This window comes from Streptomyces sp. NPDC055749, from assembly GCF_053617235.1.
The window spans coordinates 12,105-34,833 of record NZ_JBSHFH010000067.1; the positions used below are offsets into that span (position 1 = coordinate 12,105).

General features: G+C 69.3%; 24 protein-coding genes and 1 rRNA gene. 9 read left to right on the forward strand and 16 right to left on the reverse strand.

The window, feature by feature from the left end:
- The first annotated feature begins 95 nt into the window (after nucleotides 1-95).
- The 3 genes from ACWGO0_RS33100 to ACWGO0_RS33110 are packed head-to-tail and all read left to right on the forward strand — an operon-like array spanning nucleotide 96 to nucleotide 1,788.
- Nucleotides 96-881, forward strand: a complete 786-nt coding sequence (locus tag ACWGO0_RS33100) for a helix-turn-helix domain-containing protein (RefSeq protein WP_453543528.1) — start codon at nucleotides 96-98, stop codon at nucleotides 879-881.
- Complete coding sequence (locus tag ACWGO0_RS33105; RefSeq protein ID WP_453543530.1) at nucleotides 878-1,129, forward strand: DUF397 domain-containing protein; 252 nt, start codon at nucleotides 878-880, stop codon at nucleotides 1,127-1,129. Before ACWGO0_RS33100 ends, ACWGO0_RS33105 begins: the two co-directional genes overlap by 4 nt.
- Complete coding sequence (locus ACWGO0_RS33110) at nucleotides 1,129-1,788, forward strand: maltokinase N-terminal cap-like domain-containing protein (RefSeq protein ID WP_453543532.1); 660 nt, start codon at nucleotides 1,129-1,131, stop codon at nucleotides 1,786-1,788. The genes ACWGO0_RS33105 and ACWGO0_RS33110 overlap by 1 nt, the downstream gene beginning before the upstream one ends.
- A gap of 9 nt (nucleotides 1,789-1,797) precedes the next feature.
- On the opposite strand, the gene ACWGO0_RS33115 is transcribed toward ACWGO0_RS33110, so the two are convergent.
- The gene (locus tag ACWGO0_RS33115) at nucleotides 1,798-3,129 is read right to left on the reverse strand and encodes a helix-turn-helix domain-containing protein (RefSeq protein ID WP_453543534.1); all 1,332 of its coding nucleotides are present in this window, start codon (nucleotides 3,127-3,129) and stop codon (nucleotides 1,798-1,800) included.
- Between the two features lie 298 nt (nucleotides 3,130-3,427).
- Between ACWGO0_RS33115 and ACWGO0_RS33120 the strand changes: the two genes are divergently transcribed.
- From ACWGO0_RS33120 to ACWGO0_RS33130, 3 genes are all read left to right on the forward strand, one after another.
- The gene (locus ACWGO0_RS33120) at nucleotides 3,428-4,168 is read left to right on the forward strand and encodes a DUF4232 domain-containing protein (RefSeq protein ID WP_453543536.1); all 741 of its coding nucleotides are present in this window, start codon (nucleotides 3,428-3,430) and stop codon (nucleotides 4,166-4,168) included.
- Between the two features lie 62 nt (nucleotides 4,169-4,230).
- Complete coding sequence (locus ACWGO0_RS33125; RefSeq protein ID WP_453543538.1) at nucleotides 4,231-4,575, forward strand: hypothetical protein; 345 nt, start codon at nucleotides 4,231-4,233, stop codon at nucleotides 4,573-4,575.
- Nucleotides 4,576-4,701: 126 nt separating this feature from the next.
- Nucleotides 4,702-5,274 carry a dihydrofolate reductase family protein gene (locus ACWGO0_RS33130; protein ID WP_453543540.1) on the forward strand — a complete coding sequence of 191 codons (573 nt, stop codon included), beginning with the start codon at nucleotides 4,702-4,704 and terminating at the stop codon, nucleotides 5,272-5,274.
- Between the two features lie 67 nt (nucleotides 5,275-5,341).
- Here the strand turns inward: ACWGO0_RS33130 and hemB are convergent, their stop codons facing one another.
- From hemB to ACWGO0_RS33160, 6 genes are all read right to left on the reverse strand, one after another.
- Nucleotides 5,342-6,340 carry a porphobilinogen synthase gene (gene hemB, locus ACWGO0_RS33135; protein ID WP_453543542.1) on the reverse strand — a complete coding sequence of 333 codons (999 nt, stop codon included), beginning with the start codon at nucleotides 6,338-6,340 and terminating at the stop codon, nucleotides 5,342-5,344.
- 111 nt (nucleotides 6,341-6,451) lie between these two features.
- Complete coding sequence (locus ACWGO0_RS33140) at nucleotides 6,452-8,119, reverse strand: uroporphyrinogen-III synthase (RefSeq protein ID WP_453543544.1); 1,668 nt, start codon at nucleotides 8,117-8,119, stop codon at nucleotides 6,452-6,454.
- Nucleotides 8,116-9,102 (reverse strand): hydroxymethylbilane synthase, encoded by a 987-nt coding sequence (gene hemC / locus ACWGO0_RS33145; RefSeq protein ID WP_453543546.1) that lies wholly within the window; start codon nucleotides 9,100-9,102, stop codon nucleotides 8,116-8,118. Before hemC ends, ACWGO0_RS33140 begins: the two co-directional genes overlap by 4 nt.
- On the reverse strand, nucleotides 9,099-10,586 hold the full coding sequence (locus tag ACWGO0_RS33150) for a glutamyl-tRNA reductase (RefSeq protein WP_453543548.1): 1,488 nt from the start codon (nucleotides 10,584-10,586) through the stop codon (nucleotides 9,099-9,101). The genes hemC and ACWGO0_RS33150 overlap by 4 nt, the downstream gene beginning before the upstream one ends.
- Complete coding sequence (locus ACWGO0_RS33155; protein WP_453543550.1) at nucleotides 10,583-11,353, reverse strand: redox-sensing transcriptional repressor Rex; 771 nt, start codon at nucleotides 11,351-11,353, stop codon at nucleotides 10,583-10,585. The genes ACWGO0_RS33150 and ACWGO0_RS33155 overlap by 4 nt, the downstream gene beginning before the upstream one ends.
- Nucleotides 11,354-11,625: 272 nt before the next feature.
- Entirely contained in the window at nucleotides 11,626-11,901 is a 276-nt protein-coding gene (locus tag ACWGO0_RS33160) for a glutaredoxin family protein (RefSeq protein ID WP_328910823.1), read from the reverse strand.
- A 125-nt stretch (nucleotides 11,902-12,026) separates the two neighbouring features.
- Here ACWGO0_RS33160 and ACWGO0_RS33165 point away from each other — a divergent pair, with 125 nt between their 5' ends.
- The 3 genes from ACWGO0_RS33165 to ACWGO0_RS33175 all read left to right on the forward strand — a co-directional run bounded on the left by ACWGO0_RS33165 (nucleotide 12,027) and on the right by ACWGO0_RS33175 (nucleotide 15,647).
- Nucleotides 12,027-12,971: an HAD family hydrolase gene (locus ACWGO0_RS33165; RefSeq protein WP_453543552.1), complete on the forward strand. Its 945-nt coding sequence runs from the start codon at nucleotides 12,027-12,029 to the stop codon at nucleotides 12,969-12,971.
- A gap of 492 nt (nucleotides 12,972-13,463) precedes the next feature.
- A complete protein-coding gene (locus ACWGO0_RS33170; RefSeq protein WP_030974218.1) occupies nucleotides 13,464-14,240 on the forward strand; it encodes an ECF subfamily RNA polymerase sigma factor, BldN family in 777 nt (258 codons plus the stop codon).
- A gap of 210 nt (nucleotides 14,241-14,450) precedes the next feature.
- Nucleotides 14,451-15,647, forward strand: coding sequence for a DUF5667 domain-containing protein (locus tag ACWGO0_RS33175; RefSeq protein WP_453543554.1), 1,197 nt, complete (start codon nucleotides 14,451-14,453; stop codon nucleotides 15,645-15,647).
- Nucleotides 15,648-15,719: 72 nt separating this feature from the next.
- On the opposite strand, the gene ACWGO0_RS33180 is transcribed toward ACWGO0_RS33175, so the two are convergent.
- From ACWGO0_RS33180 to rrf, 9 genes are all read right to left on the reverse strand, one after another.
- Nucleotides 15,720-16,796: a lysophospholipid acyltransferase family protein gene (locus ACWGO0_RS33180; RefSeq protein ID WP_453543556.1), complete on the reverse strand. Its 1,077-nt coding sequence runs from the start codon at nucleotides 16,794-16,796 to the stop codon at nucleotides 15,720-15,722.
- A 15-nt stretch (nucleotides 16,797-16,811) separates the two neighbouring features.
- Nucleotides 16,812-17,870: an NAD-dependent epimerase/dehydratase family protein gene (locus ACWGO0_RS33185; protein WP_453543558.1), complete on the reverse strand. Its 1,059-nt coding sequence runs from the start codon at nucleotides 17,868-17,870 to the stop codon at nucleotides 16,812-16,814.
- A gap of 191 nt (nucleotides 17,871-18,061) precedes the next feature.
- Nucleotides 18,062-18,160, reverse strand: coding sequence for a 30S ribosomal protein bS22 (locus tag ACWGO0_RS33190; RefSeq protein WP_003948845.1), 99 nt, complete (start codon nucleotides 18,158-18,160; stop codon nucleotides 18,062-18,064).
- A 110-nt stretch (nucleotides 18,161-18,270) separates the two neighbouring features.
- Nucleotides 18,271-18,483 carry a helix-turn-helix domain-containing protein gene (locus ACWGO0_RS33195; RefSeq protein ID WP_328910829.1) on the reverse strand — a complete coding sequence of 71 codons (213 nt, stop codon included), beginning with the start codon at nucleotides 18,481-18,483 and terminating at the stop codon, nucleotides 18,271-18,273.
- 128 nt (nucleotides 18,484-18,611) lie between these two features.
- On the reverse strand, nucleotides 18,612-19,427 hold the full coding sequence (locus tag ACWGO0_RS33200) for a phosphatase (RefSeq protein WP_453543560.1): 816 nt from the start codon (nucleotides 19,425-19,427) through the stop codon (nucleotides 18,612-18,614).
- 114 nt (nucleotides 19,428-19,541) lie between these two features.
- Nucleotides 19,542-20,714 carry an acetoin utilization protein AcuC gene (locus ACWGO0_RS33205; RefSeq protein ID WP_453543562.1) on the reverse strand — a complete coding sequence of 391 codons (1,173 nt, stop codon included), beginning with the start codon at nucleotides 20,712-20,714 and terminating at the stop codon, nucleotides 19,542-19,544.
- Nucleotides 20,683-21,897, reverse strand: coding sequence for an MFS transporter (locus ACWGO0_RS33210; RefSeq protein WP_453543564.1), 1,215 nt, complete (start codon nucleotides 21,895-21,897; stop codon nucleotides 20,683-20,685). The genes ACWGO0_RS33205 and ACWGO0_RS33210 overlap by 32 nt, the downstream gene beginning before the upstream one ends.
- 42 nt (nucleotides 21,898-21,939) lie before the next feature.
- Nucleotides 21,940-22,584: an HAD family hydrolase gene (locus tag ACWGO0_RS33215; protein WP_453543566.1), complete on the reverse strand. Its 645-nt coding sequence runs from the start codon at nucleotides 22,582-22,584 to the stop codon at nucleotides 21,940-21,942.
- A 72-nt stretch (nucleotides 22,585-22,656) separates the two neighbouring features.
- Nucleotides 22,657-22,729, reverse strand: a 5S ribosomal RNA gene (gene rrf, locus ACWGO0_RS33220); the annotation flags it as partial.

Genomic DNA, 22,729 nt, shown 5'->3' on the forward strand with positions numbered 1-22,729 from the left:
TCTTGTACGGGTCGCTCGTGCGTGAAGTACGGACGAGGGTGGGGAGTGGGGACCGTATGCACCCCAGAAAACGGCAGCGCAAGAACACGTCGGCGATGAAGCTCGTGGGCAAACTGGTCAGCGTGTTCCGCGTTGCGGCCGGACTGACGCAGGCACAGCTAGCGGACCGGGTGGGCCTCCAGGTGGAGACGATCGCCTCGATCGAGCAGGGCAGACGGGCACTGCTGCCGGATCTGGCACGCCAGTTGGACCGGCTGCTGGAGACGAAGGGGGCGCTGGAGACGGCGGTGGAGAACATGCCGGAGGTGGATCTGATCCCGGCGTGGGCGGAGCAGTACATGGACCTGGAGCGGGAAGCGCTGGCGCTTTCCTGGTACGACAACCAGGTCGTCCCCGGTCTTCTTCAGACGGAGGCGTACGCACGTGCGGTGTTCCGCAACCGGGTCCCGGTCTTCAGCGAGGAGAAGATCGAGGACCAGACCACAGGACGCCTGGAACGACAGGAAATCCTGCGACGCAGCGAGCCTCCGACCATCAGCTTCGTGATCTGGGAGCCGGTGGTACGACTTCAACTCGTCGACGACGAAGAGCATGCGGAGCAACTGCGCCACCTGCGCACGTGCGCTGCGCTCCCGGGCATCTGCCTCCAGGTGCTCCCCCTGCACCGTCGAACCCATGCGGGGCTCAACGGCCCATTCATTCTCCTTGAAACACCGGACTATCAGCACGTCGCCTACTCCGAGACGCAACGCGGCAGCATGCTCGTCTCCGACCGCGATGAGGTCAGCATCCTCTCCCAGAAATATGCGATGCTGCGAGCTCAGGCCCTCAACCCCGAAGACACTGTTGGCCTGTTGGACCAGCTGCTGGGAGAGCAATGAGCACCGCACGTGAGTGGTTCAAGTCCAGCTACAGCGGCGACGAGGGCGGCGCGTGCCTCGAAGTCGCCTACGACTGGCACAAGTCGAGTTACAGCGGCAGCGAAGGCGGCGCCTGCGTCGAGATCGCCGCCCACCCCACCGCAATCCACGTCCGGGACTCCAAGAACCCCGACGGCCCCACCCTCACCGTCGCACCCACCACCTGGTCCGCCTTCGCCGGATTCGCCGCAAACCGGAGGCTCGTCTGATGGCTGTCATCCACCACACCACAGTGACGCCCACCAAGCTGGAACTCCTCGTCTCCTGGCTGCCCGCGCAGCCCTGGTACCAAGGCAAGGGACAGCAGCCCGAACTGGCCAACACCGGCGGATTCCGGCTGGACGACCCGGAGGGCGAGGTGGGGATCGAATTCATGGTGGTCACCGACACCTCGGGGGAACACCCGGTCACGTACCAGGTGCCGTTCAGCTACCGGGGCGCACCGATCGAGGGCGCCGACGCGGCTCTCATCGGCACGTCCGAGCACGGCGTGCTGGGGAAGCGGTGGGTGTACGACGGGGCGCACGACCCGGTCCTCGTCGCCCAGCTGTTCGCGCTGATCGTCGGCGAGGCCGTGCCGCAGATGCAGAGCACGAGCGACGCCCCCGACCCGTCCGTCACCGGCTGGATCGCGGAGCCCCTCGCCGCTGCCACGTTCACGTCCACGACCGACGACCCGGACGGCACGGACATCCTCCTGGAGACAGCGGTGATCGGGCGTCAGCTCACCCTCCACATCAACCGCGTACTCCAGCCCGGCCAGGCCGCCAGCGGGCAGCCCCTGGGCCACGTCACAGCAGACGCACCCCTGCCCGACGGCACCAAGGCCCGCACGGTGTTCGCCCTCGTTCAGCCCCCCGCCGCATGATCTGACCCGTCAGTTGCCCTGCCCCTCCAGCGAATCCGAGATGTCCTCCCACTCGGCCGTGTCGGACCGGTATTCGTACACGGGCCGGTCCCTCATGCTGCTCGTACGGAACGGCTTGCCGTTGTCGTCGATGCGCACGGTCCCGCTCCGGCCCCCGCTGGACCATTCCAGCTCCAGGTACCAGGTCACGTCGTGGCTCTCCGTGTGCGCGTCGACGTGGAACACCTCCACGTCGGTGGAGCTCACCCGGTACGGAAAGTCCTTCGCCGGAACGACCCTGCCGGCGTCCGTACCGGCGACCGGCTGCGAGACGGGCTGACCGTCGTCCAGGTCGATATCGAACGTCTGCGGCGCGATGCCGCCCCCGCAGCCCTCCCCCATCGAGTACGCGGGCCAGTCGGTGGCCGCCGCCTGCGATACCACCCGGACATGGAGGGCGTTCAGAACGACCGCCTCCTGCGAAGCTCCCTGCAGGGTGAGTTCGAGCAGCATGTCTCCCCCGTCCACCCCGCCCAGTTGCGCCGCCCAGGCGCGCCTGGCCCTGTCCTGGACCTCGGGCGCCGGCGGCATGCCCTGGGGTTCCCGGTCGAGCAGGAAGTACTGCCCGCAGGGCCAGTCCCAGTTGTACGAACTGAGGGTGGCAGTCACCGGCACGCCCTGGGAGCCGGTCCCCTTCTCCGCCTTCCCGTCCTCCCCCTTGGGAGCGGCGGACCTCTTAGCCGTGGCGGAGGGTGTCGCGGAGCCGCTGGTCTTGGACGGCGAGGGTTTCGAAGGACTCGGTGACGGAGAGACGCTGCCGCTCCGGCTCGGCGTGGCCGGTGAGTTACTGCGGGGCGAGTCCATGCCCTCATCGTGCGTGCGGTCGCCCGTGTAGCTGCTGATCGCCAGCGCGGCTGGCACGGTGAGCGCCACCACCGCGACGGCCGCGAGCAGGACACGCAGCCGCTTGCCGGACGGCCGTCGCGGGGCGGGCGCGGCAGCGGAGGGCCGCGCATCCGGGGTCACATCGTCGGCCGCCGACTCCGGTGCCGGTGTGGGAGCCGGTTCTGATTCCGGTTCGACCGTCCCGACAGCCTCCGCCTTCCGAACGCCTCGCCGCTTCGCCTCGTCGGCCAGAATCCACTGCCGGTGCAACGCAACCAGTTCGTCCGACGTCGCACGGCACACGCGCGCGAAGCGTTCGACCGGCGCATAGTCGTGCGGGACCGCGTCACCGTTGCAGTACCGGTGAATCGTGGAGGTGCTCATGTGCAGCTTCTGGGCGAGCGCTCCGTAACTCAGCCCGGAGCGCTGTTTCAGCCCCCTGAGCAATGCCGCGAAGTCCTGGATCTCCGTGCCCACCCTGACCGTTCCCCTCTCCTACCCTCCCGGAACGACGTTCCAGGCAGGGGATGTCACCGCAGGTCAGAGGCCATATTTCCGTTCCGGCGTCCCGTACAGGCCGGCAACCGTTGCCACCGGCTTCGAGGGCCGGACACGATGTTGGAACACACCGCAGCAGCAGCCCTCCAAGGGCAAGCAGCGCGACTCGTGCACCCACCTCTGACCACACGTCATTGTCCAGTACACCCGTCAGCTGCCGGTGCGCCAAAGCGGCGCCCCACACTCCACGACACCTTCCGAACGGAAAAGACACCTCATGCGTAATCTTCAGCTCCGCCGCGCCGCCCGTACCTCTGCCCTCGGTGCCGTCGCACTGATCGCATCCCTGTCGCTGACGGCCTGCCAGGGCGACAACGAAGCGGCGTCCGGCGGCGGTTCCTCCGCTCCTGCCGGCTCCTCCTCCCAGAACCCGGCGGAGAGCACCGGCGCCTCCGACGACAAGGGCTCAGCGGCTCCGTCCACCGACCAGGGCGAGAACTCCGCCGGTTCGAGCACCATTTCGGAGCCGGACTCCGTCTCGGGCTCCGGTGACGAGACCTCCACGCCCCAGCCGAAGGCCGACGACAAGGTCACGGTGACCTGCACCGGAGCGAACACCAAGCTGACGATGACCGAGGTGCAGCGGCCGGTCAACCACATGCTGCTCACAATGACCAACACCGGCTCGAAGGCGTGCAACGCCTACTACTACCCCTACCTGCGGTTCGGTGACGCCCAGGCCGTTCCGAAGACCTTCGAGGAGAGCAAGCCCCAGGCGGTGGCGACCATCAACCCGGGCGAGTCCGTCTACACCGGCGTCATGACCTCGGCCGCCGACGGCAGCGGCACGAACGGCTACTCCACCAAGGACCTGGCCGTCAGCTTCCAGAACCGCGACGGCAACTCCGAGGGCACCGGCTCCGCGGTCAAGGTGCCGCTCGCCAAGAGCGTGTTCGTGGACGGCAGCCTGAGCGTCACCTACTGGCAGACGAGCATGGACGACGCGCTCATGTACTGAGCGGCGCCGACTGAGTACGACAGCTCATGCGGCGATCCCGGGCGCCGAGTTGACTCGTACACATGCCCGAAGACATGACGAACACCCGTCCCACGCGCGGCTGGATCGCGCCGCTGATCTCCACGGTCGTGACGCTTCCGCTCGCGTGCATCGCCCTGTTCTTCGGCGGGCTCTCGCCGATGGCCTGCGATTCCTGCATGGACGCCGAGGCCGACCGCTTCGACGCGAGTTTCGGCCCGGCGTGGACGGTGCTCCTCTGCGGCCTGGTGCTGGCACTGGCGGTGCTGCTGGCGAGCTGGGCGTTCAGCGTGCACAAGCCCCCGAAGGCTCTCGCCCTCGCCGTCATCGCACCCGCCACGGTGGTCGTCGCGTGGTTGACGTTCATGGCCCTCGTCGACTGGCCGTGAACCCCTGGTTCGGAAAAAAACGAGCGGCGACCGATGAGTTCCGCCATGATCCACTGTCTTAGATCATGATTGGTGCGCCGCACCCGATGAGATCCGATCAAGACACGAGATACCGAGGAACCTGAGATGCGTACCCTGATCAGCTCCGCCTTCATATCGCTCGACGGCGTCGTGGAGGGCCCGGGTGGCGAGCCCGGCTACCGGAACTCCGGATGGACCTTCAAGGACGTCGAGTTCCTCCCCGAGGCCTTCGGGATCAAGGGCCGGGAGCAGAAGGAAGCCTCGGCGATCCTGCTGGGCCGGACCAGCTACGAGGCGTTCAGCCCCGTGTGGCCCGACATGGAGGACTTCGCCGACTACAAGGAGATGCCGAAGTACGTCGTCTCCACCACGCTCACCGAGGACGACCTGGTGACGAACTGGGGCGAGACGACGATCCTGCGCACCCTCGACGAGGTCGCCGCGCTGAAGGAGACCGAGGGCGGCCCGATCATCGTCCACGGCAGCGCCTCCCTGAACCAGGCCCTCTCGGACGCCGGCCTGATCGACCGCTACCACCTGCTCGTCTTCCCGCTGCTGCTCGGCGCGGGCAAGCGGCTGTTCAGCGCCACCGACAAGGACACCCAGAACCTCAAGCTCGTCGAGCACGAGGCATACCCCAACGGCCTCCAGCTGAACGTCTTCGACGTCATCCGCTGACAACGCCCTCACCGACCGGGGCCCCCTACGGGCCCCGGCGGCGGCGTGCTGGTGAGAGCGGAACGGCCTAGCGCCGCCCCAGCCGCTGCGCGACCTCCGTCGCCCAGTACGTCAGGATCATCTGCGCACCCGCACGCCGGATCCCGGTAAGGCTCTCCAGAATCGCGGCGTCCCGGTCGATCCAGCCCCGCTCCGCGGCGGCCTCGATCATCGAGTACTCACCACTGATCTGGTACGCGGCGACCGGCACGTCCACCGACTCCGCGACCTTCGCCAGGATGTCGAGGTACGGTCCGGCCGGCTTGACCATCACCATGTCGGCGCCCTCTGCCAGGTCGAGCGCCAGCTCGCGCAGGGACTCGCGGGCGTTCGCCGGGTCCTGCTGGTACGTCTTGCGGTCGCCCATCAGCGAGGAGCCGACCGCCTCACGGAACGGCCCGTAGAACGCGGACGAGTACTTCACCGTGTACGCGAGGATCGACACGTCCTCGTGCCCGGTCTGGTCCAGCGCATCGCGGATGACGCCGACCTGGCCGTCCATCATGCCGCTGGGGCCGACCACATGGGCGCCCGCGTCGGCCTGGACCTGGGCCATCTCCGCGTACCGCTCCAGCGTCGCGTCGTTGTCGACGCGGCCGTCATCGGTCAGCACACCGCAGTGGCCGTGGTCGGTGTACTCGTCCAGGCAGAGGTCGGACATGACGACGAGGTCGTCGCCCACCTCTTCCCGCACGGCCCGCAGCGCGACCTGCAAGATCCCGTCCGGGTCCGTGCCCGCCGTGCCCGCCGCGTCCTTCTTCTCGTCCAGCGGGACACCGAAGAGCATGATCCCCGAGACACCGGCCGAGACCGCGTCGACGGCGGCCTTCCGCAGGGTGTCCAGGGTGTGCTGCTGCACGCCGGGCATGGCCGAAATGGGGACAGGCGCGCTGATGCCCTCGCGCACGAACGCGGGCAGGATCAGATTCGCCGGGTCGAGCCGGGTCTCGGCGACCATGCGCCGCATCACGGGCGTCGTCCGCAGGCGCCGGGGGCGGGAGCCGGGGAAGTTTCCGTACACAGTCATCCTTCGACGATAGACCCGTACACATCAGCGTCTTACCGACACCCGTGCCGGAAAACGGAGCGGGGCCCGGCCGCCGAAGCAGCCGGACCCCACACCCTGTAACAGGACCGGTCAGGTCGTCGTCCGACGACGCCGCGCACCCGGGCGCCGCTCGCTCGGCCGGGTCACCGGGTCACCGGCCTCCTTGGCCGCGTCCCGGCGCTGCGCGCCGAACGCCGCAAGTGCCTCGGCCAGCTTGTGCACCGACGGCTCGGGGGACAGCACGTCCACCCGCAGGCCGTGCTCCTCGGCGGTCTTCGCCGTGGCCGGGCCGATACACGCGATCACGGTCACGTTGTGCGGCTTGCCCGCGATGCCGACGAGGTTGCGGACGGTCGAGGACGAGGTGAAGAGCACCGCGTCGAAACCGCCGCCCTTGATGGCCTCACGCGTGTCGGCGGGCGGCGGCGAGGCGCGGACCGTGCGGTACGCGGTGACGTCGTCGACCTCCCAGCCCAGCTCGATGAGCCCGGCCACCAGGGTCTCGGTGGCGATGTCGGCGCGCGGCAGGAAGACACGGTCGATCGGGTCGAAGACCGGGTCGTACGGCGGCCAGTCCTCCAGCAGCCCGGCGGCGGACTGCTCACCGGACGGCACCAGGTCCGGCTTCACACCGAAGTCGATCAGCGCGGCGGCCGTCTGCTCGCCGACGGCCGCGACCTTGATCCCGGCGAAGGCACGGGCGTCGAGCCCGTACTCCTCGAACTTCTCCCGGACGGCCTTGACCGCGTTCACGCTGGTGAAGGCGATCCACTCGTAGCGCCCCGTGACCAGGCCCTTGACCGCGCGCTCCATCTGCTGGGGCGTACGCGGCGGCTCGACGGCGATCGTCGGGACCTCGTGCGGCACGGCGCCGTAGGAACGAAGCTGGTCGGAGAGGGAAGCCGCCTGCTCCTTCGTACGCGGCACGAGCACCTTCCAGCCGAACATCGGCTTGGACTCGAACCACGCGAGCTGTTCGCGCTGGGCGGCGGAGCTGCGCTCTCCGACCACGGCTATGACGGGCTGGTGCCCGTCCGGCGACGGGAGCACCTTCGTCTGCTTGAACAGCTGGGCGATGGTGCCGAGCGTCGCCGTCCAGGTGCGCTGGCGGGTCGTCGTACCGGCGATGGTGACGGTCAGCGGGGTGTCGGGCTTGCGGCCCGCCGAGACCAGCTCACCGGCGGCCGATGCCACCGAGTCGAGCGTCGTGGACACGACGGCCGTCGCATCGCTCGCGCCGACCTCGGCCCAGCAGCGGTCCGACGCTGTACGCGCGTCGACGAAACGGACATCGGCGCCCTGCGCGTCGCGCAGCGGCACACCGGCGTACGCGGGCACGCCCACGACGTTGGCGACACCGGGCACGACCTCGAAGGGCACGCCGGCGGCGGCGCAGGCGAGCATCTCCGCGCCCGCGTTTCCGTCCAGGCCGGGGTCACCCGAAATGGCACGGACGACCCGCCTGCCGCCCTTCGCGGCCTCCATGACAAGATTGGCCGCATCCCTGAGAACGGGTACCCCGACGGCTGTTGACGACACGTCAACAACCGTCAGCTCAGGCGTGCTTACGCCTGCCCGCGCATGGCGGCGAACGACGTCGAGAACGTCCGGTTCGGCTACAAGGACGTCCGCGCTCGCGAGCGCCTCTACAGCGCGCAGAGTCAGCAGTCCCGGGTCGCCGGGACCGGCGCCGAGGAAGGTGACGTGCCCTGCGGACGGGACAGGAAAATCGGATGCGGCGGGGCCGGTGGGGCTCAAAGTGCTCGCTCCCCCATAAGACCGGCCGCACCCTTGGCAAGCATCTCGGCCGCGAGCTCGCGACCGAGGGCCGCCGCGTCGTCGTGCGACGTGGGGACGGGACCGGTGGTGGACAGCTGTACCAGGGCGGAACCGTCGGTAGTACCGACGACCCCGCGCAGGCGCAGCTCGTTGACGGACTGCCCGTCGACCAGGAGGTCGGCCAACGCACCCACAGGTGCGGAGCAGCCGGCCTCCAGGGCGGCGAGCAGGGCACGCTCGGCGGTCACGGCGACCCGGGTGTACGGGTCGTCGAGCTCGGCGAGCGCTGCGGCGAGGTCAGTGCTGGTTTCAGCACATTCGATCGCCAGTGCTCCCTGGCCGGGAGCGGGCAGAACGGTGTCGACCGGCAGGAAGTCGGTCACTTCACCGCTCCGTCCGAGACGGCTGAGCCCCGCGGCGGCGAGTACCACCGCGTCGAGCTCCCCGCTTCGTACGAATCCGATACGCGTATCGACGTTGCCCCGGATCGGCACGGTCTCGATGTCGAGGCCGTGGGACCGGGCGTACGCGTTGAGCTGCGCCATGCGGCGCGGCGAGCCGGTGCCGATGCGGGCACCGGAAGGCAGCTGCTCGAAAGTCAGCCCGTCCCGCGCCACCAGCACGTCACGCGGGTCCTCGCGCTCCGGCACGGCGGCCAGCACGAGGCCGTCGGGCTGAGCGGTCGGCAGGTCCTTGAGCGAGTGGACGGCGAAGTCCACCTCGCCGCGCAGCAGCGCCTCGCGCAGCGCGACGACGAACACGCCGGTCCCGCCGATCTGCGCCAGGTGCTCCCTGGAGGTGTCTCCGTACGTGGTGATCTCGACGAGCTCGACGGCGCGCCCGGTCACCTCGCGGACGGCCTCGGCAACCATTCCGGACTGCGCCATGGCGAGCTTGCTGCGCCGGGTGCCGAGCCGGAGCGGCTTCGTGGTCTCCCCACCCAGGGGTGAGTTGTCGGTCATGACCGCCCTCTATTCGGGTCGTTCAGGTCTGCCCGGGAGACGGCGGCCACCGTCTGCGGGTCGAGGTCGAAGAGTTCCCGCAGCGCATCGGCGTACCCGGCGCCGCCGGGCTCGCTGGCGAGCTGCTTGACCCGCACGGTGGGCGCGTGCAGGAGCTTGTCGACGACGCGGCGCACGGTCTGCGTGATCTCGGCGCGCTGCTTCTCGTCCAGGTCGGGGAGGCGTCCGTCGAGCCGCGCGATCTCGCCGGCCACCACATCGGCGGCCATGGTGCGCAGGGCGACGACGGTCGGGGTGATGTGGGCGGCACGCTGCGCGGCACCGAATGCGGCGACCTCGTCGGCGACGATGGTGCGCACCTGGTCCACATCGGCGGCCATCGGGGCGTCCGCGGACGCCTCGGCGAGCGACTCGATGTCGACGAGGCGCACACCGTCGATGCGGTGGGCCGCGCCGTCGATGTCGCGCGGCATGGCGAGGTCGAGCAGGGCGAGCCGGGCGGGACCGGAGTTCTGCGCGGGCACGGTGGCCCGTCGGACGGTCCGTTCCTGCGCCGTCGCGGTGGCGGAACCGTTCTCCACCCAGGCGGCGTGCTGGTCGAGCTCCGCGGTGGCGGGGCCGGGCACGGTGGGTGCCTCGACCGCGGCGTCGAACTCGACACCGAGGGCTTCGGCGACGGCCTCGGCGGTCAGGACGATCCCGGTCGCACCGGTGCAGGAGACGACGACATCGGCACGTGTGAGTTCGCCGGACACGCCGGCCATCTCCACGGCGCGGGCCGTCGTACCGCTCTGCCCGAGGATCTCGACGAGCCGGTCGGCGCGGGCCCTGGTCCGGTTGGCGACGACGATCTCGGCGACTCCGGCGCGGGCCAGGGTCGCGGCGGCCAGCGAGGACATCGAGCCGGCGCCGATCACCAGGGCGCGCTTGCCGCCCGCCCAGTGGGTGACCTCGCCGCCGTCGGCGAGCTGCTCCAGGCCGAAGGTGACGAGCGACTGCCCGGCCCGGTCGATCCCGGTCTCGCTGTGGGCACGCTTGCCGACCCGCAGCGCCTGCTGGAAGAGGTCGTTGAGGAGGCGGCCCGCGGTGTGGAGCTCCTGCCCCAGCGCGAGCGCGTCCTTGATCTGGCCGAGGATCTGGCCCTCGCCGACGACCATCGAGTCCAGACCGCAGGCCACCGAGAAGAGGTGGTGGACGGCCCGGTCCTCGTAGTGCACATAAAGATAGGGAGTGAGTTCGTCGAGACCGACCCCGCTGTGCTGGGCGAGCAGGGTGGACAGCTCGGCGACGCCCGCGTGGAACTTGTCCACGTCCGCGTACAGCTCGATGCGGTTGCAGGTGGCCAGCACGGCGGCCTCGGTCGCGGGCTCCGCGGCGAGGGTGTCCTGCAACAGCTTGGCCTGGGTCTCGGCGGCCAGCGAGGCCCGCTCCAGTACGGAGACGGGGGCGCTGCGGTGGCTCAGACCAACGACGAGGAGGCTCATGCCGGCATCACGGCGGGCATGTCCCCGTCGGGTCCCTTCCGGCTCGCGGGCGTGGCACGCAGGGGCGGTGCGTCGTCCGGCTCGGGGTTGTTCCCGGCGGCTTCCTCGCCGGCCTTGCGCTGCTCGTGGAACGCGAGGATCTGGAGCTCGATCGAGAGGTCGACCTTGCGCACGTCGACCCCGTCGGGCACGGAGAGCACCGTCGGGGCGAAGTTCAGGATGGAGGTCACGCCCGCGGCGACGAGCCGGTCGCAGACCTGCTGCGCGGCACCGGCCGGCGTGGAGATGACACCGATCGACACCCCGTTGTCGCTGATGATCTTCTCCAGCTCGTCGGAGTGCTGGACGGCGATCCCGGCGACGGGCGTACCCGCCATGGCGGGGTCGGCGTCGATCAGGGCCGCGACGCGGAAACCACGGGAGGCGAAGCCGCCGTAGTTCGCGAGGGCGGCGCCGAGGTTACCGATACCGACGATGACGACAGGCCAGTCCTGGGTGAGCCCGAGCTCACGGGAGATCTGGTAGACGAGGTACTCGACGTCGTACCCGACACCACGCGTGCCGTAGGACCCCAGGTAACTGAAGTCCTTGCGGAGCTTGGCGGAGTTGACCCCCGCCGCCGCGGCGAGTTCCTCGGACGAGACCGTGGGAACCGAGCGCTCGGAGAGCGCCGTCAGTGCGCGGAGATACAGCGGAAGTCGGGCGACGGTGGCCTCGGGAATTCCTCGGCTACGGGTCGCCGGTCGGTGAGTTCGGCCAGTTGCCACGGTGCTCCTGCGGGATGAGCGGGGCTGCAGGCGGCCGTATGTCCCAAGACCGCCCCGTCGAATGCAGGCTATGTCTTTGTGAACGCGTGCACAAAGATAGTGTCCGTTTTGTCCGGTCAAAGTGACCGGGGTCACGCACATTCCCGGCGCGATCCCGGAACCATGGACCGCATCAGCCCGTTGCGGGCGCGAAGGGGGCAAGGCGGTACACACTCCTCACGTCTACGCCCCCGAGACCACTCAAAACGCCCATGATGTTAACCGGGTTTCACTCAGGCACCCAGCGCGCTGCGCAACCTCGCCGGATCCACCCGCCAGAACGTGTGCTGTTCGTCATCCACGAGCACAACGGGAATCTGCTCCCAGTACTCCTTGTACAGCGCCTCGTCCTGCGTGATGTCCTTCTCCACCCACGACGCGCCGGTCTCCTCGCAGACGGCACGGACCACGAGCCGCGCGTCGTCGCAGAGGTGGCATCCCGGCTTTCCGACCAGGGTCACCACGCGGTCGGCGGGCTTCTTCTTCGTACGACGCAGCAGTGCACTCATGCACTCCATTCTGCTCCGCCCGCGCACGTCCGGAATCACCCGATTAACAATCCCGCCCCGGAGAGTTCACGCCTTCGCATCCCAGCAGGTCGGGCAGGGACGAACGGACTGGCTATGCTCACGACATGGCCGCTCTTGGATGGCTCACACCCCGTAGGCGCTCCGCGACAGCACGGAGCGTGCTGGCAGGCGAGGCAGCAGCCGAGGCAGCGCGGAAGTCGTCGCTCGCCGCCGAACTCTCCGCCGACGAGTCCCTTCTTACGAAGGAGGCCGAGGAACCCGCGTTCCCGGTGGCCGGGGACGACCGCGCCGCGGCCTTCTTCGACCTCGACAACACCGTGATGCAGGGCGCCGCGATCTTCCACTTCGGCCGCGGCCTGTACAAGCGGAAGTTCTTCCAGCGCCGCGAGCTGACCCGCTTCGCCTGGCAGCAGGCGTGGTTCAGGCTGGCCGGCGTCGAGGACCCGGAACACATGCAGGACGCCCGCGACAGCGCCCTGTCCATCGTCAAGGGCCACCGCGTCTCCGAGCTGATGTCCATCGGCGAGGAGATCTACGACGAGTACATGGCCGACCGCATCTGGCCCGGCACCCGCGCCCTCGCCCAGGCCCACCTGGACGCCGGGCAGAAGGTCTGGCTCGTCACGGCAGCCCCCGTCGAGACCGCCACGATCATCGCCCGCCGCCTCGGCCTGACCGGCGCACTGGGCACCGTCGCCGAATCGGTCGACGGCGTCTATACGGGCCGCCTCGTCGGCGAGCCGCTGCACGGCCCCGCGAAGGCCGAGGCGGTACGCGCCCTGGCGGCGGCCGAGGGCCTGGACCTGGAACGCTGCGCGGCCTACAGCGACTCGCACAACGACATCCCGATGCTCTCCCTGGTCGGCCACCCGTACGCGATCAACCCGGACACCAAGCTCCGCAAGCACGCCCGCGCCCTGGACTGGCGCCTGCGCGACTACCGCACCGGCCGCAAGGCGGCGAAGGTCGGCATCCCGGCAGCCGCCGGCGTGGGCGCCCTGGCCGGCGGCACCGCCGCCGCGGTCGCCCTGCACCGCCGCCGCCGCTGACCCACCCGGCGCACCCACCACCGCACCCGCCCCCCGAAGCACCCGCACCTCCGGCGCGCGCCCCTCGCCCGCGCCTCCCCGCTTCGCCCGATCACGGAAGCCGGGGCACCCCGGGCCGCCGCGGCGGCACCCCGGCAAGGGGCCGAAGCCGCCCCCGCCGGGCCACGCCCGGGGTCGTACGGCCATACGGGACGCCGGGCCGCGCCTCCCCACCCACCCCTCCGGCCAGTCGGATTGCCATCCTCCGACCACAACCCGTCGCGCCCACAGGCAGATCTCGAAGCTTTCTGATCAATAACCGGTCACGATGTGCTACTTGAGTAGTCACTTAGAGGTTACGGAAGTGACCTAACCGGTGATTTGAGCAACTGGGTGTAGCGCCGCCTGTACGAAGCGTTATTCTCCTCAGACGCATGACGGAGCCCCTCACCCGCTACGACGAGTGACGGTTTTCGAACTGCACGTGATGGAAGCTCTGCCTCTGGGAGTCCCGTGTACCCACATGTCGGGGTTGACGCCTCGGGCCTGGCTACGCTGCGCGCAACGGTCGCCGACCGCTTGCGCGGCTTCGTCCCCACCGCGTACGCCGTCCCCGCTTTTGCCGCCCCTGCACCAGTCGGCCCCTGCTATGCCCTGGCCGAACGGGGTGCGGCGGTCGGAAGACGCAGCAACCGCGGCGCCACGACCACGTCAACCGTTCGCCGGCCGACGGCCGACAGCGACAGCGCTCGCATGATGGATCTTGTCGAGCGTGCACAAGCCGGTGAGGCAGACGCCTTCGGCCGCCTGTACGACCAGTACAGCGACACCGTGTACCGGTACATCTACTACCGCGTGGGCGGGAAGGCGACAGCGGAGGACCTCACGAGCGAGACCTTCCTGCGCGCACTCCGCCGCATCTCCACCTTCACCTGGCAGGGCCGCGACTTCGGCGCCTGGCTGGTCACAATCGCCCGAAACCTGGTCGCCGACCACTTCAAATCCAGTCGATTCCGACTCGAAGTGACCACCGGCGAAATGCTCGACGCCAACGAGGTCGAGCGATCCCCCGAGGACTCCGTCCTGGAGTCCCTCTCCAATGCCGCACTGCTTCAGGCCGTGCGCCGACTCAATCCACAGCAGCAGGAGTGCGTCACCCTTCGTTTCCTGCAAGGTCTCTCGGTCGCCGAGACGGCCCGGGTGATGGGAAAGAACGAGGGCGCGATCAAGACTCTGCAGTACCGCGCCGTCCGTACACTCGCCCGGCTCCTGCCGGACGATGCCCGTTAGACCGACCCACGGTGATCGGTTCATGACGCACTGGTCCGATCATCTTTCGTGCGTAACCCAAGTGCCGCGCCGCTCGTTGTGCCGGTTGCAGGCCCCCTGTCGTCACACCATGACCGATTCCACTCACTCAATCGTGTGGAAACGCTCAAGGTATGCAACCTTCCGGACGCTCAGGGGAGTCGACCGTCATGACGAGAGGAGGTGCCGCCAGTGATCGCAAACGTTTCGGCACACCGGCGGGCGAACGCCTTCGCCCAGGCCATGGAGGAGCAGTCGCTCCAGGGTGCGGCGGCCGTACAGCCCGAGGAACCGGCCGAACAGGCCGACCACGGACCGCTGTTGGCCCTGGCGAACGGCCTCGGTGAGCTGCCGAGACCGACAATGGATCCCGAGGTCAAAATGGTGCAACGAGCCCAGCTCGTCGCCGCCATGGAGGCCATGTTCGCCGAGGGCGGTGCGTCCACGGGCCCTACGGTGCCCGAGCAACGGGGCAGGGGGGCCCACCGGGCGTCCCCGCTCCGGAAATTGCGCCCCCGCTCACGCTGGGCGAAAGGACTCACCGCCGGTGGACTCACCGTAGGTGTGGCCGCCGGAGCCTTCGGAGGAGTGGCCGCTGCCAGTTCGGACGCCCTGCCGGGTGATTCCCTGTACGGGCTGAAGCGCGGCATGGAAGACATCAACCTCGGCATGGCCAACGGCGATGCCGACCGCGGCGAGGCCTACCTCGACCAGGCGTCCACCCGGCTCAGCGAGGCACGCCGCCTCATGGAGCGGGGCCGCTCGGGCGAGATGGACCACGAATCGCTCGGCGAGGTCAGGCGCACGCTCAACCGCATGACCCACGACGCCACGGAGGGCCACCGCCTTCTGCACGCGGCGTATCAACGGGACGGCGCCATCGGCCCCATCCAGGCACTGGACTCCTTCTCCCGTTCCCACCGCGAGAGCTGGAGCAGCCTCCGGGACCGGCTGCCCGTACAGCTGACCGACATCAGCGACAAGGTCAGCTCGATCTTCGAGGCGATGGACGAAGAGGTCGCCCCGCTCCAGTCACTGCTCCCCAGCACCCCGGAGCGGAGCGAGGAACCTCGCCGTACCGACAACCCGAAGGACGCCACGGGCACATCCGGTGGCGGCGCGCCGGCACCTTCCTCGCCCACCGCATCGGAGGACCGTACGGACCAGAGCACCCGGCCCAAGCCGTCCGGCTCCGGCAGCAGTTCGTCCGACGGTCTGCTCGGCGGCGGCACGGACGGCCTGCTCGACAACCTCCCGACGGAAGAGGTCAGCCCGTCGGCCCCGGGCGGCAAGGTCACCATGCCCCCGTCCCCGGACGTCACCCTCCCGCCCCTGCTCCCCGGACTGCTCCCAGGTCTGGGCATCGACGGCGAGGACCTGAAGCCGTAAACAGCGTGTGGCTGGGGCCCGAACACCGGCCCCAGCCACATCAGGCATTTCCAGCGACTTTCCAGCGACCGGTCAGAAGAACACCGACCGCCGCTGCACCAACAGCTTGTACAGCGTGTGCTGAATCTGCTCCCGCACCTGATCCGTCAGGTTGAACATCAGCATCGGATCCTCCGCCGCCTCCGGCGGATAACCGTCCGTAGGAATCGGCTCCCCGAACTGGATCGTCCACTTCGTCGGCAACGGCACCGCCCCCAGCGGCCCCAGCCACGGAAACGTCGGTGTGATCGGGAAGTACGGAATCCCCAGCACCCGCGCCAGGGTCTTGGAGTTCCCGATCATCGGATAGATCTCCTCCGCGCCCACGATCGAGCACGGCACGATCGGCACCCCGGCCCGCAGCGCCGTCGACACGAAGCCACCACGCCCGAACCGCTGCAACTTGTAGCGGTCGCCGAACGGCTTCCCGATGCCCTTGAACCCCTCCGGCATCACCCCCACGACCTCACCGCTCTCCAGCAGCCGCTCCGCGTCCTCGGTGCACGCCAGCGTGTGTCCCGCCTTGCGGGCCAGCTCGTTGACGACGGGCAGCATGAAGACCAGGTCCGCGGCGAGCAGCCGCAGATGCCTGTTGGCCGGATGGTTGTCGTGCACGGCGACCTGAAGCATCAGCCCGTCGAGCGGCAGCGTCCCCGAGTGGTTGGCCACGATCAGAGCCCCGCCGTCGGACGGGATGTTCTCCACGCCCTTCACCTCGACACGGAAGTACTTGTCCGCGAGCGGCCGGAGCATCGACATGAGGACCTGATCGGTCAGTTCCTTGTCGTAACCGAACTCGTCGACCTCGTAGTCACCGGTGACCCGTCGCCGCAGGAACGCCAGCCCACCGGCGATCCGCCGGTCCCAGCCGCCACGCCCCGAGCCCTCCTGGGTCTCCTGAGCCTCCTGCGGCTCCACCGCCCCCTGTCCGTCCCCCTCGGCCCCCATCGGCACCTCCCCGCCCGGAAGGGCGCTCACAGGCGCCCCACCGGCCACTACGGGGCCCGCGCCCCGGTTGCTGCCCGACCCCGCCCTGCGCCGCGCCGGACGCGGCGCGCCACCCGGCCGCGTGCGGTCGTCGTCGAACGGAATGACCTTGGCATCCGCCATCGTCGATGCGCTCCTCTACCTGGCGCCGTGAATGGAATGTGCCCCGCCCGCGAGGCGTGACTCGGCGAGCCGGTCGACGGCTCTGCCCACCGTGTCGGGCGGCAGCAGCCCCGGGCCCCGGCTGCGTGCGAACTCCGCGAACGTCTCCGCGGTGCTGAACCGCGGGCGGAATCCCAGCGTCTCGCGCATCTGCACGGTGGAGACCACCCGCCCGTGCGTGAGCAGCCGGATCTGTTCCGGCGAGAAGTCCGTCATGCCGATCGTGCGGAGCGCCGAGCCCACCCAGGTGACGGCCGGCAGCAGCAGGGGCACCGTCGGCCGCCCGAGCCGCCGCGAACACTGCGACAGGAGCAGCACGCCGTCGCCCGCGATATTGAACGTGCCGCTGTTCAGCGTCCCGCGCCGCGGTTCGTTCGAGGCGATCCCCAGTACGTCGATGACGTCGTCCTCGTGCACGAACTGGAGCCTCGGGTCGTACCCGAAGACCGTCGGCAGGACAGGAAGCGACAGATAGTCGGCCAGCGGCGAGTCCGGATCGGGCCCCAGGATGTTCGCGAACCGCAGCACGCAGACGGCGACGTCCGGCCTGCGGCGCGCGAAGCCCCGTACGTACCCCTCGACCTCCACGGCGTCCTTCGCGAAGCCCCCGCTCGGCAGGGACTTGGGCGGCGTGGTCTCGGTGAAGACCGCCGGGTCGCGGGGCGCGGAGCCGTACACACTCGTACTGGACTTGATCACGAGCCGCTGGACGGTCGGCGATTTCTGGCAGGCACCGAGCAGCTGCATGGTGCCGATGACGTTGTTCTCCTTGATGGCCGTCCGGCCGCCCGCACCGAGCGCCTTGCCGGAGACATCCAGATGGACGACCGTGTCGACGGAGTGCTCGGCGAGAACCCTCGCGATCGCCGGCTGCCGGATGTCCGCCATGACGAACTCGGCGTCACCCAACTGGTGCCCGGGTGAGACCGCGTCGACGGCGATCACCCGGTCGACCTCGGGATCGCGCTGGATGCGCCGTACGAAACGGCCTCCCAGCTGCCGGGCCACTCCTGTGACGAGCACGACCTTCCCCAAGATCAGCGCCTTCCGTCGTACGTGAAGCGGGTGCCCTGCGGATCGGGGCACTCCCCTGACCGTCACCGTAGCGGGTGGATGTTGCCCTGTGACGACCCCGGGGCGGGCCCTGCCGAAGCCTTGGCCCGAATAGCGCCGCAGCCCCCCCGCCGGAACGGCGGGGGGGCTGCGGTTTCACGAACTGCGTTCGCTTACTTCTTGTTGCGACGCTGAACGCGCGTGCGCTTGAGCAGCTTGCGGTGCTTCTTCTTGGCCATCCGCTTGCGCCGCTTCTTAATGACAGAGCCCACGACTACCCTCGCTCACTTCTTCTTCACTGGTGCGGGGCGTCTGGGCCCACACGACCTACGTCGGCCTAGCCTACCCGCCACCGGGTGAGGGACGTAATCCGAGGGCAACGTCAGGCCGACTCCACCCCCACGAAGGACTCTCGCAGATACTCGTGAACCGCTTGCTCCGGGACCCGGAAGGACCTTCCCACCCGGATCGCCGGCAGATGACCGCTGTGCACCAAGCGGTACACGGTCATCTTCGACACCCGCATGACCGAGGCGACTTCCGCCACGGTCAGAAATTTGACCTCGTTGAGAGGTACCTCGCTGCCAGCAGCCATGACCCACCTGTACCTTCCGCACGCGACGCGCACCGGCTTCCCCTCCGGTGACTCTTCGTCGATGTGCGCTCACTCCCCAGATTAGGGGCGGGTGATGCGAGTGGGGAAGAGGTGAGACCATCGGTCGCCTAATGTGACAGACACGCCCGATTGAGTACATAGCGCGTCAGCGGACGGTAGTAATCGGACTGCACGGCATCATCAAGCGGAACCGCGACGGACACCCTCCCCTCGGCCTCCCCCACGAACAGCGCGGGGTCGTCCGTATCAGCCAGTCCGATCGCCTCAATGCCCAGCTGACCTGCGCCGCAGACCCATCCATGGTCACCCACCACCAGCTCCGGCAGCAGCCCGTTCCGCTCCACCGCGTCCTCGAGCGCGGCCCGAACCGGCAGGGGCGAATGGGTATGTGCGCCGGTGACACCACCGGGAGACCGCACGCCGGGTTCGCGCATCAGCGCGACTCCTCGTACGTAGTCGATACGGTACGTACGTACGCCGAACCGGGTCGTTATGTCGACACATCTGCCCTGCGCGGGGGTGAGTACGGAACAGCCGGCCGCCGACAAAGCGTCTGCCAGGCCGGCGTAGAACCCGAGCAGCCGATGCGGATGACCGGTCCCGAACAGCACCGGAGCCCGCCGGTCCGCAGCGCCCGCCAGCCGTTCGGCGAACGCGTCCAGGCCCGCCAGCGTGAGCTCGGGGTCGATCACATCCGGACCCGACACACACGCGGGATCAGGGGATACCCCGCACTTGTCGGCCATGAGCCGCAGCAGATCCCGCTCGCCCCAGGCCCACTCCGCGTCGAGCCCCAGGGTCACCCTGGGGTCCCTCGCGGCGAAGAGCCGATAACTCCGCAGACTGTTCTCCCGCGTGGTCGCCACGGGCCCGGCCAGCCGGGCCGCCAGCAGATGAGCGCGCAGCGCTCCGATGCTCAACACCCTCACGATGCTCCACCACCGGCCCCGCCCCGGCTCCAAAAGCCCGGATACGCCGCACAGTTGGCGTAATAATTCCGCGCCGCACGCCGCGTCCGGCCGGAAACCGCCACACCGTCAGGCCAGCAGCCCCCGCAGCGGAAACACCGCCCGCCTGGTCGCCAGCACCGCCTGGTCCAGCCGGTCGGCCGGATCGTAACCGGCCTCCCACGGCTGCCACGACGGCGTACGCCCGTCCGTCATCCGGGCAGGACCCAACTGCCGGGTCCGTGCGTAGACCTCCTGCCGCCAGGACTCCGGAACCATCGCCTCCGGCTCCACCGGCGCATGCGCGGCGATGCCCACCAGATGGGTCCAGGACCGCGGCACCACATCGACCACCGCGTACCCGCCACCACCGAGCGCCACCCACCGCCCGTCCTCCACGTACGCGTGCGCCAACTCGTGACACGCCTCCATCACGGCCCGCTGCGCGTCCAGCGACACCGCCAGATGGGCCAGCGGATCCTCGAAGTGCGTATCGGCACCGTGCTGGGTCACCAGCACCTGCGGCCGGAAATCCGCCAGCAGTTCGGGCACCACGGCGTGGAAGGCCCGCAGCCACCCCGCGTCCCCCGTACCGGCAGGCAGCGCCACATTCACCGCACCGCCCTCACCGGCCCCGGCCCCGGTCTCCTCCGGCCACCCGGTCTGCGGGAACAGCGTCCGCGGATGCTCGTGCAGGGACACGGTCAGCACCCTCGGGTCCTCCCAGAACGCGGCCTGCACGCCGTCCCCGTGGTGAACGTCCACATCGACGTAGGCGACCCGCTCCGCGCCGAGCTCCAGGAGCCGCGCGATGGCCAGCGCCGGGTCGTTGTAGATACAGAACCCCGCGGCGCCGCCCGGCATCGCGTGATGCAGCCCGCCCGTGAAGTTCACCGCATGGGAGGTCTCGCCTCGCCACACCGCCTCGGCCGCCCCCACCGACAGCCCGGCGATGAGCGAGGACACCTCGTGCATCCCCGCGAAGGCCGGATCATCGACGGTCCCCAGCCCGTACGACTGATCGGCGGCCTTCGGGTCGGCAGAAGCGGCCCGCACGGCCGCCACATAGTCCTCGCGGTGCACAAGCCCGAGCGTGGAGGCACCGACCGCCTTGGCGCCGCGCACCTCCACCGCGCCGTCGAGACCGAACGCCCGCACCAGCCCCATCGTCAGGGCAAGCCTGACCGGGTCCATGGGATGGCTGTCCCCGAAGTCGTATCCCGTTACTGCGTCATCCCACATCAGCTGTGCGCGCCCGCTCATGCCCGCCACCGTATCGGGCAGGCTCGGGACCGAACGACCGGGCATACAAGAGCGTCGCCAGCACCAGCACCATCGGCACGAGCATCGCCCCGCGATAGCTCCACGCGTCCCCCAGAACCCCGACGAGCGGCGACCCCACGAGGAACCCCACGTAGTTGAAGACGTTCAGCCGCGCGACCGCCACATCACTGGCCCCCGGGAACATCCGCCCCGCCGCCGCGAACGTCTGCGGCACGATGACACACAGCCCGAGCCCCAGCATCGTGAACCCCAGCAGCCCCACCCAGGCTCCCGGCGCCAGGGCCACCACCCCGAAGCCGGCAGCCGCCAGCACACTCCCGCACCGCACCACGGTCACGGCCCCGAGCCGCCGCACCCCCAGGTCCCCGACGGTCCGCCCCAGCAGCGTGGTCACCATGTAGACGCTGTACGGCATCGTCGACATCTGCTCCGAACTGCCCAGCACGTCCTGCAGATACTTGGCACTCCAGTTGGAGACGGTCGAGTCCCCGATGTACGCGAAGCTCATCACCAGACACAGCGGCAGCAGAAGCTTGAACGGGACGCCGACCCCCGCCCCCTTCCCCTCCCCGACAACCGGAGGAACGGCACCGCCCTCGCTCCTCCCGTCCGTGTACCAACGACTCCCCACCAGAGCGGCGGGCAGCAGCACCACGACGGCGGGCAGATAGGAAACGAGCAAGGACAGATCCCAGTGCGCCCCGGCCCACGCCAACGACGCCCCGGCGATACCCCCGAGGCTGTACGCGGCATGGAACCCGAGCATGATGCTGCGCCCGTACACCCGTTGAAGACTGACGCCCATCATGTTCATGGAGGCGTCCAGCGCCCCCACGGCGAGCCCGAAGGCCCCGAGCGCGACAGCGACCTGCCACAACTCGCCACCGGCACCGACCGCGAGCAGCGCAAGCAGTACGACGGGCTGCGTCCACCGCAGGACGACCCCGGGCCGCACCCGCGCGACCACCTTCTCGGTGGCCACGCTGCCGACCCCCGCGAGGATCGGCACAGCGGCCAGGAAGACGGGCAGCAGGCCGTCGGATATCCCGTACCGGTCCTGAATGGCGGGGATCCGCGTCACGAGCAGCGCGAAGGCAACCCCCTGCACGAAAAAGCTCAGCACCAAGGAGGCCCTGCCGTGCCGCAACCGCGCGTCTGTCATGGCCGCGAGCGTAGGGCCACCGTCTACCGGTGGGTAGATGGATCAGGCGAGCAATTCCGGCAGCTGCGAGATGTCGGAGAAGTACCCCGTCACGCCGGCGAGCCGGTCCGCCGGCATCATCGACGTGAACCCGTACACATCCATCCCGGCGGCCCGGGCGGCCTCTACCCCGAGGGGGCTGTCCTCGATGACGACGCACCTCTCGGGTGCGACCCCCATCCGCTCGGCGGCGTGGAGGAACAGGTCGGGCGACGGCTTGCCCTGGCCCACGTCCTCCGAGCTGAAGATCCACTCCTCCTCGAACCACTGGTCGAGCCCGGTCCTCCGGTGCCCGACCCTGATCCGTTCGTGGGTCCCGGACGACGCGACGCAGTACGCCACCCCGTCGGCGACCAGCTTCCCCAGCAGTTCCTGGACCCCGTCCACCGCCACGAGCTCACGCTCGAAGGCGGCGAAGACACGTGCGTGCAGCGTCTCGTCGAAGTCCGCGGGGAGCTTCTGCCCCGTCCGCTCCTCCACGAGGTCGTGCACCCGGTGCACCGCGGACCCCATGTAGTCGTGGAGGGATTCCTCGTACGAGGTGGGGTGTCCGAGCTCGGTGAGGTAGCCGGCGAGGATGGTGTTGGCGATCGGCTCACTGTCGACGAGCACACCATCGTTGTCGAAGATGACCAGTTCGTAGCGCATGGTTCGAGCCTAGACGCTCAGAACGCAGAAAAGCCCCGTGCCACAAGGGCACGGGGCTTTCCCGGAATAATTGTTCGGCGGCGTCCTACTCTCCCACAGGGTCCCCCCTGCAGTACCATCGGCGCTGAAAGGCTTAGCTTCCGGG

Excerpts from the sequence above, each read along its gene's own strand:
- ACWGO0_RS33120 (WP_453543536.1), top strand. The coding sequence starts at position 3,428 with ATGCGTAATCTTCAGCTCCGCCGCGCCGCCCGTACCTCTGCCCTCGGT.
- ACWGO0_RS33215 (WP_453543566.1), bottom strand. The coding sequence starts at position 22,584 with ATGCGCTACGAACTGGTCATCTTCGACAACGATGGTGTGCTCGTCGAC.
- ACWGO0_RS33210 (WP_453543564.1), bottom strand. The coding sequence starts at position 21,897 with ATGACAGACGCGCGGTTGCGGCACGGCAGGGCCTCCTTGGTGCTGAGC.
- ACWGO0_RS33165 (WP_453543552.1), top strand. The coding sequence starts at position 12,027 with ATGGCCGCTCTTGGATGGCTCACACCCCGTAGGCGCTCCGCGACAGCA.
- ACWGO0_RS33195 (WP_328910829.1), bottom strand. The coding sequence starts at position 18,483 with ATGGCTGCTGGCAGCGAGGTACCTCTCAACGAGGTCAAATTTCTGACC.
- hemC (WP_453543546.1), bottom strand. The coding sequence starts at position 9,102 with ATGACCGACAACTCACCCCTGGGTGGGGAGACCACGAAGCCGCTCCGG.
- hemB (WP_453543542.1), bottom strand. The coding sequence starts at position 6,340 with ATGACTGTGTACGGAAACTTCCCCGGCTCCCGCCCCCGGCGCCTGCGG.
- ACWGO0_RS33160 (WP_328910823.1), bottom strand. The coding sequence starts at position 11,901 with ATGAGTGCACTGCTGCGTCGTACGAAGAAGAAGCCCGCCGACCGCGTG.
- ACWGO0_RS33125 (WP_453543538.1), top strand. The coding sequence starts at position 4,231 with ATGCCCGAAGACATGACGAACACCCGTCCCACGCGCGGCTGGATCGCG.
- ACWGO0_RS33180 (WP_453543556.1), bottom strand. The coding sequence starts at position 16,796 with ATGGCGGATGCCAAGGTCATTCCGTTCGACGACGACCGCACGCGGCCG.
- ACWGO0_RS33100 (WP_453543528.1), top strand. The coding sequence starts at position 96 with ATGAAGCTCGTGGGCAAACTGGTCAGCGTGTTCCGCGTTGCGGCCGGA.
- ACWGO0_RS33110 (WP_453543532.1), top strand. The coding sequence starts at position 1,129 with ATGGCTGTCATCCACCACACCACAGTGACGCCCACCAAGCTGGAACTC.
- ACWGO0_RS33150 (WP_453543548.1), bottom strand. The coding sequence starts at position 10,586 with ATGAGCCTCCTCGTCGTTGGTCTGAGCCACCGCAGCGCCCCCGTCTCC.
- ACWGO0_RS33205 (WP_453543562.1), bottom strand. The coding sequence starts at position 20,714 with ATGAGCGGGCGCGCACAGCTGATGTGGGATGACGCAGTAACGGGATAC.
- ACWGO0_RS33130 (WP_453543540.1), top strand. The coding sequence starts at position 4,702 with ATGCGTACCCTGATCAGCTCCGCCTTCATATCGCTCGACGGCGTCGTG.
- ACWGO0_RS33105 (WP_453543530.1), top strand. The coding sequence starts at position 878 with ATGAGCACCGCACGTGAGTGGTTCAAGTCCAGCTACAGCGGCGACGAG.